Genomic DNA, 9969 nt, shown 5'->3' on the forward strand with positions numbered 1-9969 from the left:
TTATAGAATACCTTCTTTATTCAACGGTAACGCTTTTGGCGAGGTTTCGCGGTTTGTCAATATCCAGCCCTTTATTCGCGGCGACATAATAAGCGAAAAGCTGCAAAACAATGACCGACAAAGACGGGGAAAATAAATCCTGACTTTCCGGCAAGGCGATGTGAAAAATTTTTTCGTTAGACTTTGCGGCAGGGCAGTTGCCGATGAGCAGCACCTTCGCGCCCCGGCTTATAACCTGTTCCACATTGCTCATAATTTTTCCGTAGAGCGGGGCGCAATTTGAAATTGCGACAACCAGCGTATCTTCTTCGATTAGGGAAATAGTTCCGTGCTTCAATTCGCCGCCGGCGTAGGCCTCGGAGTGAATGTAGGAAATTTCTTTAAGTTTGAGAGAGCCTTCCAGCGTAATCGCGTAATCAATATTTCTGCCGATGAAAAAAATGCTCTTATAGCCGATGCAGGCGGCGGCGTATTTTTGAATCGCATCGACCTGTTTAAGTATGTTCTCAACTTTTTCCGGCAAAGCTGAAATTTGCGATAACAGCTCACTCTCCTTTTCCTTAGGTATTTTTCCCAGTTTGACGGCGAACCATACGGCTAAAAAATACAGCAGTACAAGCTGTGCGGAAAAAGCTTTTGTCGTGGCAACTGCAATTTCCGGCCCTGCCGCGGTGAACAGGCAAATGTCCGCTTCCTTCGCGATTGTGCTTCCCACCACATTGACTATTGAAAGCGTAAAAGCGCCCTTGTTTTTCGCCTCGCGCAGAGCCGCGATTGTATCCGCTGTTTCGCCGGACTGGCTTATCAAAATGACAAGAGTTTTATCGTTAATTACCGCGTCCCTGTACCTGAACTCGCTCGCGAGCTCGACTTCAATCGACTGAAATCTGCACAATCTTTCAAACACGTATTTTGCGGTAACGCCCGCGTTGTAAGCCGAACCGCAGGCGGTTATTACGATCTTTGTAAAACGCGATACGTCAAGATTGTCAATTACGCTTTTATAGTTATTTAACGCGGATTTAATTGTTTCGCGCAAAACTTTAGGCTGCTCCATAATTTCCTTGAGCATGAAATGCGGATAGCCGCCTTTTTCCGCGCTGTCAAGATTCCACGTTATCGTCTCCAAAGTTTTTTCAAGCGGTTCCTTGTCGATGTTAAAAAATTGAACGCTGTCTTTTCTCAGTACCGCGATTTCTTTGTCGTTAAGATAGTAGACTTTGTTCGTGTGTTTTAACACGGCGGGAACGTCAGAGGCGATAAAATTACCGTGTTCGGACACGCCGATAATAAGCGGGTTGTCTTTTTTTATGGCAATAAGCACGTCAGGCTCGTCAACGCAAATAACCCCCAGCGCGTAAGAGCCTTCCACCGCGTTTGCGGTATGGATGACGGTATCTAGCAAATCGCCGTTGTAATAATGCTCCGCGAACTGCGCGATTACTTCGCTGTCCGTTTGCGAGGCGAAATTTACCCCCCAATTCTCAAGTCGTTCTTTTAAAAGCTTGTAATTTTCTATTATGCCGTTATGGACAACGGCTATTTTTTCCTTGCTCCCCAAGTGCGGGTGGGAGTTTATGTCAGACGGCTCCCCGTGAGTAGCCCACCGCGTGTGGCCGATCCCCAAGTGTCCTGTAAGCGGTCGCTCCGCAAGCCGCGCTTCCAACGCCGTAAGGCGCCCCTTTTGTTTTATCACGTCGAAGCCGTTCTGCCCGTAAACCGCGATACCGGATGAGTCGTATCCCCGGTACTCAAGTTTTTTGAGCCCGTCAACAATAATGGGAACAGCGTCCTCTTTCCCTACATAGCCAATAATTCCGCAGATATTGTTACCCTCCTGATAAACACTAGTACTCTGTAACATTTAAAACTTCACAAAGCATTATTCCAAAATTTTCTCTCGCAGAGGCGAGGCGCAGAGGCGCAAAGTTGTTGTTCGTAGGATCATCGTTTTTCCTTCAATATTTGTCGTTAAACTAATATATCTAGATCAACAATGAGCTATCGAACAGGAACTTTGCGCCTCTGCGCCTTTGCGAGAGGTATTCTGAGAATTAATTTATTAAAATGTAGACTAATTGTCAATAGTACTGTTCTATTACCAGTTTGCCCATTTTTTTTAGGGTTGCGGCTATGTGGCCGATTACGTGTTTGCGGAGGTGGACGCCGGTCTGTTTAAAGATTAAATCTTCGTGCGCGGAGTTTGCGGCGTTTCCTACCATTAAATAAATTACGTCCGCGGCGTGCAACATTAGACAGATGCGTTCCGCGGCGGTATTTGTGGACAGCCGCTCCACGGGCTCGTCAAGAATATTATAGGCTTGATTCAACGTGATTGCGCCTTCTGTGACTAAATCAATTCCTTCAATGCGGTAATCGGGAAGCTGGCCGTAAGTTTTACTCATAGTCGTTTCAACTTTTAACCCTAACTCCTCCGAGATAATATCCGTAGTCGTAGAGCCGCTGAGGATCTTCTTGCCTGGCATGTCCATAAATTTTAGCGCGTAATTATGATTCATCGAACGGTTTGAAGGCGGCCCTGTCAGCAGGGTTAACTCATTCGCTTCTCTGCAGTGGATAAGGACTAGGGTAGTGTCGTCCTCGTGGGTTCCGCCCGATACCGTTTTGCACATTTCAACAACGCGCTTGGAGAGAGTGGCGATATTATCGTGGGGCTTGTAGTTCAAATTGATGTAAGAGGAAACCCCGTCCGAGCCGATGCCCATGCCGTGCCCGTGTCCTAAGCCGGCCTGGCTTACTCCGTCTGAGAACATTAAGATGGAATCTCCCATATTAAGGACGCCTGAAGACTCTCCAATCACTTCAAAGCCCGCAGTGTAAAAACGCGGGGCAAGAACTTTCGCGTGGTTATTTTGCATTAAAATAGGATTTGGCGACTCATAAGAATAAATGGTGAATTGGCCGTCGGGTGAAATTAAAACTGCCGAGAAGGCGGAAAACGGAATGTCTTCTTTACGGGCGCGATGCATGGACGCGGCGACCGTTTCACTTGTCATACGAAGAGACATTCCCCTGCGGATCAGTTCCAGAATACGGTTGGCGCAGGTGATGGCCGAGATATTTGCGTAAATCCCCGAACCAACTCCGTCGCATACCACATAAACCGTACCTAAGGCTGTCCGCTCATAAAGGCAGAAATCTCCGCAGACTTCATGTTTTTTTTTATTTTTTTGATAAAGAAAATCATCAAAGAATTTCATGTCGTTTCACCGCTGTCTTCTTCATACAGCCCAATCAGACGCTTCGCTATTTCTTCGCTTTGCGCGGTACTTTTGCCCAGATAATGCGCCATCTCCTGCGCGAACCGCACTTGATGATCCAGAAACTCTCTTGCGTGCATTAAGGTTTGCGATTTTATCGTATCCAACTGGCCGGAATCAAATTTGAGTTTGGAAATATCTGAATAAATCCCGACATACTGCTTTTCTTCCCGCAGAGCGTAAAGAATTTCATGGTACTTGATCCCGTATTTTACCTGTATTGATTCATATTTATCCGTAGCGCCGGAATGTAAACTTTCAAAACCGCTCGCGTTCACAAGATAAGAAATGCGTCTTCCTAAAATGCCGTTGTTGCACGTAAACATTCTTTGAAAAGCGGGATTCATTTTAACTATGCACAACTCGCTGTCCAAGACCACGCAACCGTTTGGCGTCGTGTCAATAATTCTGTCTGTGCGCTGTTGGGCAAGACGGCGCATGTAAGGAATGCACATCTCAGGCTCCGCCATGCCGCGCACGACCGCGATAGCGTTTTCAGTACAACTGTTATAGCCGCATGCGCCGCAGTTAAGTTGAAGCTCAGGCGTTATTTTTCCGGTAAGCTCAAATATTTTATGGATTTGATTTTCCGTAACCTCTTGCTGCTTTTGCTCGTCCAAAATGAAATTCGTCTGATGAGAAATTTTACGCTCGGGAAACGCCTTGTTATTTTTAGCCGCCGCCTGCGCGTAACGGATTACGCTTTCCCGCCTTGTAAACAGATTATGAGCGTAAGCCTCGGAATCTTCGTCTCCAAAACAAGGCCCTCCAACGCAGCCGCCTTTGCAAAACAGCGGCTCAATCAATTTGCCGTCTAAATCTGAATTGTTGGAAAACAACTCTAAAATGTCATCAGCGCCGCTTATGTGTAATACGTCCGTCTGCGTCCCGTCATTTTGAATGTTGCCCGTTTTCAACATACCGCCCTGAATGGGGAACAGCCTCGCGTCTCCCGTCTCATAAAATTGATCAAAGCTGCTTTCAGAACAATTTTCCAGTTGGATATTTTCCGACAAAAGCCATTGTGAAAGTTCATTAAATGTTAGAACAACGTCCACCGCGTCGATATTTTCCGGCCTTAAAATTTCCTGCTTTTTTGCCGCGCATGGGCCGATAAAAATTACGGCGCAACCTTCGTGCTGTTCTTTGATCATTCTGCCGTGGGCTATCATTGGGGAGACTACAGGTATTAAAGCGTCTAAATATTCGTAGTGATACTTTTCAATAAAATTGACAACGGCGGGGCAGGCGGTGCAAATGCTTCCCTTCTGCGGCTTCGCGAAAGATTGAACCGTTATGTATTTCGCGCCCTCGGCAGTTTCGCTGACATATTTAAAACCCAACTGGCGTAACGCGGAAGGAAGGCGGCGGCTTAACGCGCCTGGAAACATGGCGGCAAAAGACGGCGCGATGCTGGCGGCTACGATTCTGCCGCCCTCAAGCAACGCCTTTGCCTCCTCTAAATCAGAGCGCACGGTCTTGGCGTGTTGAGGACATTCCCGTACGCAAGTGCCGCACTTAATACATAAATCATCCTCAACATGCGCCTGTCCGCTGCTGATACTGATGGCTTTTACAGGACATTCACGCACACAGCGGTAACAATCCTGGCAGTTTGCCGTAATGGTATAAATTACCTGCTGTTGCATAACAGCCTCTACCTTTTCAGTACGGTATGTATCTCAGCCTTTGCGTCGTCAAAAGTACATTTTTCCAACAGTTTCCCATTCACGCTCAATACCGGTCCCTTCTTGCAATGCTTCCCGCAGAAAGTAGCTTTAAATTCAATTAAGTCTTCAAGTTTATTTTCCCTGATGTAATTCATTATGTCTTTATAAAGATTCTGCGCGCCGCGAAGGAAACAACTGGTACCAAAGCAGATTTCCAAAGTAAGCTCTTTGTTGCCGGAAGACTCTCCAAGCATAATATCTTCCTGCGTGATTCTCTTGCGGTTTTCAAATGACGTATGCAAAAGCTCATGCGCTTTTTCGTGGTTCAGGCTTTCCGCGTAGATTTGCTGTAAGTACGGATTCTCCGATGAGATATGGAATTGCAGCATTTTGTCGTTATCAAAAAGTCCCTTTGAGCGTTTTATTACCGCTAACCTGTCCGATGTTATCGGCTGGCCGCCGCCGTTTACGCAGCCGCCTGAACACGCCATGACTTCTATCAAATCGTAATTGACTTCCCCTTTGCGGATTTTATCGATCAGGCTCCTCGCATTTGCAAGACCGCTGACAACCGCCAACTGCAACTTTTGGCCGCCGACAATAATCTCGGAGGTTTTAATTCCGTTCTCGCCGCGTAATTGTTTGAATTCTTTAGCGGAGCCTTTTTCAAGTATTTCACCCGCGAATCTAAGCACCGCTTCGCTTACGCCTCCTGAGGAGCCGAAAATGACAGCGCCGCCTGTGGAGTAACCAAACGGCATGTCAAAAGAGCCAAGTTCCATTTTGTCAAAGTCTATGCCGTTTTCTTTCATCATCAGCGCAAGTTCATTGCTGGTGATGACAAAATCCACGTCGGGATTTCCGTTCTTTTTAAACTCGTCGCGGTCAGCTTCAAATTTTTTCGCCGTACATGGCATTATCGCCACTACCACTAAATTTTCACGGGTAATGTTTAAATCTTTGCACAGATATTCTTTGCACAGGGAGCCGAACATCTCCATCGGAGAGCGGCAGGTAGACAAGTTGTTTAAAAAGTCGGGATAGTACTGCTCGGCAAATTTTACCCATGCGGGGCAGCACGAGGTGAACATCGGCAGATTTTCTCCGCTCTTGCGGCGTTCCAAAAATTCTTTTCCTTCCTCAGTTACGGTAAAGTCCGCGCCGAAACAGGTGTCATACACCTTAGCAAAACCCATTCTGCGAAGGGCGGTGATGATCCGTCCGATGTGGAGCGTGCCGGGGTCTTTGCCGAAGTATTCGCCAAGAGCCACGCGCACGGCGGGGGCGATTTGCACCACGACCGTTTTGCTCTTGTCGTAAAGGGCGTTCCATACGCTGTTAATTTGATATTTGGGAGTAATGGCGCCGACCGGGCAGACCTTTACGCACTGGCCGCAACCCACGCACTCAATCTCGCCGATTCCCTTATTGAAACAGGTTCCAACGTGCGCTCTCGCTCCTCTGTACGAAAAACCTAACGCTCCTACAGATTGAATTTCTTCGCACACCCTCACGCAGTCACCGCAGAGTATGCACTTGCTTGGATCGCGCAGTATTGTAAGCGATGAAAAATCTTTCGGCTCATCGCGTCCCATCTTTTTAAACCGCACATTGGAAATGTCCAGTTGTTTCGCGATAGCCTGAAGACGGCAATCCCCGCTCTTCGGGCAGGTAGTGCAGTTCTGATCGTGGCTTGCGAGCAGAAGCTCGATAATCACTTTGCGAATATTTCTGATTTGATTTGTGTTGGTGTGAATTACCATGCCGTCTTCCGCTTTTGTGGAGCACGCCGGAAGAACACCCTTCCCTTCGACTTCCACCATGCACATACGGCACGCGCCGTAGACGCTGATTTCCGAATGATAACAGAATGTTGGCAGTTCAATACCCGCCTTCCGGCAGAGTTCCAATAAATTGCGTTCCCCTTCTATTGGAACCGCAGTTTGGTCAATTATTACAGTTTGATTTTTCATAAGCACCTATCCTTTTACAATGGCAGAGAATTTACAATTCTGCATACACGCGCCGCACTTGATACATTTTTTAGTATCGATGGTATACGGTTTCTTTAATTCGCCGCTAATTGCCTCAACCGGGCATTTTTTCGAACAAAGAGAACAACCTTTGCATTTTTCGGGGAGAATTTTATAGTCAGCAAGAGCCTCACAGTTTCCGGTAGGACATTTTTTGTCAAACACATGGGCGTTATATTCGTCCCGGAAATATTTTAAAGTAGACAACACAGGGTTTGGAGCCGTTTTGCCGAGAGCGCACAAAGAGCCGACTTTAACAACCTGCGATAAATCCTCAAGCAACGCGATGGTATCCGCCGTTGCCCTGCCCTCGATAATTTCATCGAGTAGCACCAGCATCTGACGGGTTCCTTCGCGGCATACCACGCATTTTCCGCAAGATTCGTTTTGCGTAAACTGCATAAAATACCTTGCTATTTTTACCATGCAGGTTCCTTGATTCATTACGACAAGGCCGCCTGAGCCAACCATCGCTCCGACTTTTGCCAAGTTGTCATAATCCAGAGGCATGTCCAGATGTTCCTGTGTGAGACAGCCGCCAGACGGCCCGCCAATCTGCACCGCTTTAAAATCACAGCCGCAAAGAGAGCCGTCGTCGTTTGTTACGCCGCCGCCGATGTCGCCGATAATTTCCCGCAATGTCGCGCCAAACGGCACTTCGATTAATCCGGTATTAGCGACATGGCCTGTAAGCGCGAAAGTTTTTGTTCCCTTTGATGTCGCAATACCCAGCTTGGCGTATTCATCCGCTCCCATTTGAAGGATGAGCGGAACCGTCGCTAAAGTTTCAACGTTATTGACGGCGGTAGGCTTTCCGAACAAACCTTTCTCGGCGGGGAAAGGCGGCTTCAAAGTCGGCATACCGCGTTTGCCCTCAATAGACGCAATCAACGCGGATTCTTCGCCGCAGACAAACGCGCCCGCGCCTTCTTTTATTTCGATATTAAAATTTCGACCCGTGCCGAAAATATTCTCGCCTAATATGCCGGCTTCCTGCGCCTGTGCAATTGCCGCCCTAAGCCGCTTTACCGCGAGGGGGTATTCCATACGCACATAAATGTATCCGTGCGTGGCGTTTATCGCCTTCGACGCGATCATCATTCCTTCCAACACAGCGTGAGGATTGCCTTCCATTACGCAGCGGTCCATGAACGCGCCCGGGTCGCCTTCGTCGCCGTTACATATTACGTACTTTACTTCATTTTCATGGATACGGGTTAAATCCCATTTGCGCCCTGTGGGGAAGCCCGCGCCGCCACGCCCTCTAAGGCCGGAGGCAAGCATTAAATCGCAGAGTTCTTTGTCTTTCATTTCCTGCAACGCTTTACGCGCCATGAAATAACCGCCGTGATAGACATATTCGTTTAAATTCTTAACGTCGATATTACCGCACAGCGCGAGAGTCAACCGATGCTGCTTCTGGTAAAAAGGGATTTTATTCATTTCTTTTACCGGCGCGCCGTGGTCGGGGCTTGTGTAGAGCAGGCGCTCGACATACTCGCCGCCCACCAGCGTTTTTTCTACGATTTCTTCTACATCGTTGGGAGATACCTTGGTATAAAGAATGCCTTTCGGTTTTATTGTTACAAGCGGCCCCATCTGGCAAAAGCCCTGACAGCCGCTTTCCGCGATTGAATAATCGCCTTGTTCACATTCCAACGCGACCGCGACTTTCAATCCGCGCTTTGCCAATTCTTCGCGGAAACGGTCGTAAATTTTCAGGGAGCCGCCCGCCACGCAGCCGGTTCCGGCGCAAATAATAATGCGCGGTTTTTGACATGCCGCCGATTGCTCAAACTGCTCCTTTCTTTGTTCTAACGTCAATTGTTCAGGCATTTGCGGATTCCTCCTTTTTAATTTTATCAATAAGAGCTTTTGTTTTCTCAGGGTTCATCGATCCGTGCACGTCTTCGTTGATTACAACTACAGGCGCGATGCCGCAAGCTCCCAAGCAATTTACAATCTCCAGCGTAAACATCATGTCGTCCGATGTTTTTTTCTTTTCGTTGAGTTTAAGCTCTTTTTCCAGCATGTTAATGATTGCCAACGATTTTTTAACGTGACAGGCCGTCCCGTCGCACACCTTGATAACATACTTGCCTATTGGATCAAGGGTGAAATGTGAATAGAAAGTCGCAACGCCAAAGACGATTCCCGGCGAGACTTCCAGAGCCGTCGCGACATAAGTCATTATGTCCTCCGGCAGATAGGAATACGCTTCCTGAATCTCCTGTAAAATTGCGATCAGGTTGCTTGAATTGCGATTATGACGATCCAATATGTCACAAACCATTTCAAATTTTTTTCCGAATTCATTTTTCATACAGAACCAACTCCTTTTTCCATGAATTCTTACCATCCATACCGCAGGCTTTTATGCTTGTGGGAATGTTCCATGTAAACTAAGTTTACTAAGGCTACTAAGGTTACTAATAAATTAGTTACACTTTATTTAACATAATATTGTAGTAATTATACAAAAATTTGTCAAGTATAAACAGTAATAACGTGAAATTCGACAAGAATGTTGGTTTTTAACATTTTTCCTAAATTTAGTATTATATCGCTAATGGTTCTCATGAAGATTTAGAGGGAACCTTCACCGCATTTGCGACTCGGTTGAGGTTCACGAAGGAACATCGAATCTTTGGTTCACGAACACAAAGGGGGGAAAGGTGTCAAACACCTAATAAACTTTTTTACCTTTTCCTGTTTTTTTAGTTTCAGTAAATAGTTCACCTGTTAGCTTTTGATACAATTCAAATAAATACGCAACACGTTGGCTGTCATTATCGAAAGAACGACCATAGGCAGTTTCAACCGCTTTATCTAATTTCTGGTGTGCTTTTAGTAATTCCTTTGGCATAGTTAAAGGGTCATACAAGTCGGCTAGGCTTGCATTTGGAAATTGTTTACGTGCGTCCAAAACGGCTTGAGCTAGTTTTTCTATTTCTGACTTTTGTTTTTCCGTTGGGTTAGGCCAGG

At 46.7% G+C, this 9969-nt stretch carries 7 protein-coding genes; all 7 read right to left on the minus strand.

The genetic code is table 11. The features are described from left to right. Positions 1-16: 16 nt before the first annotated feature. A complete protein-coding gene (gene glmS / locus ACYVRA_RS02435; RefSeq protein ID WP_461251167.1) occupies positions 17-1825 on the minus strand; it encodes a glutamine--fructose-6-phosphate transaminase (isomerizing) in 1809 nt (602 codons plus the stop codon). Positions 1826-2081: 256 nt separating this feature from the next. Further along, positions 2082-3221, minus strand: coding sequence for a SpoIIE family protein phosphatase (locus ACYVRA_RS02440; protein WP_461251160.1), 1140 nt, complete (start codon positions 3219-3221; stop codon positions 2082-2084). After that, positions 3218-4930, minus strand: coding sequence for a [Fe-Fe] hydrogenase large subunit C-terminal domain-containing protein (locus ACYVRA_RS02445; RefSeq protein ID WP_461251161.1), 1713 nt, complete (start codon positions 4928-4930; stop codon positions 3218-3220). Before ACYVRA_RS02445 ends, ACYVRA_RS02440 begins: the two co-directional genes overlap by 4 nt. An 8-nt stretch (positions 4931-4938) precedes the next feature. Continuing rightward, positions 4939-6924 (minus strand): [FeFe] hydrogenase, group A, encoded by a 1986-nt coding sequence (locus ACYVRA_RS02450; RefSeq protein WP_461251162.1) that lies wholly within the window; start codon positions 6922-6924, stop codon positions 4939-4941. Between the two features lie 6 nt (positions 6925-6930). After that, positions 6931-8820 (minus strand): NADH-ubiquinone oxidoreductase-F iron-sulfur binding region domain-containing protein, encoded by a 1890-nt coding sequence (locus ACYVRA_RS02455; protein WP_461251163.1) that lies wholly within the window; start codon positions 8818-8820, stop codon positions 6931-6933. After that, positions 8813-9307, minus strand: coding sequence for an NADH-quinone oxidoreductase subunit NuoE family protein (locus ACYVRA_RS02460; protein WP_461251164.1), 495 nt, complete (start codon positions 9305-9307; stop codon positions 8813-8815). Before ACYVRA_RS02460 ends, ACYVRA_RS02455 begins: the two co-directional genes overlap by 8 nt. Positions 9308-9670: 363 nt before the next feature. Continuing rightward, positions 9671-9969, minus strand: a 299-nt coding sequence (locus tag ACYVRA_RS02465; RefSeq protein ID WP_461251165.1) for a type IIL restriction-modification enzyme MmeI, incomplete at its 5' end; no start/stop codon positions are given.

The sequence above is a fragment of the Treponema sp. R8-4-B8 genome, from assembly GCF_054786175.1.

What these genes read in the sequence shown, in the direction of transcription:
- ACYVRA_RS02440 (WP_461251160.1), bottom strand. Translation starts at nt 3,221, where the DNA reads ATGAAATTCTTTGATGATTTTCTTTATCAAAAAAATAAAAAAAAACAT.
- ACYVRA_RS02445 (WP_461251161.1), bottom strand. Translation starts at nt 4,930, where the DNA reads ATGCAACAGCAGGTAATTTATACCATTACGGCAAACTGCCAGGATTGT.
- ACYVRA_RS02450 (WP_461251162.1), bottom strand. Translation starts at nt 6,924, where the DNA reads ATGAAAAATCAAACTGTAATAATTGACCAAACTGCGGTTCCAATAGAA.
- ACYVRA_RS02455 (WP_461251163.1), bottom strand. Translation starts at nt 8,820, where the DNA reads ATGCCTGAACAATTGACGTTAGAACAAAGAAAGGAGCAGTTTGAGCAA.
- ACYVRA_RS02460 (WP_461251164.1), bottom strand. Translation starts at nt 9,307, where the DNA reads ATGAAAAATGAATTCGGAAAAAAATTTGAAATGGTTTGTGACATATTG.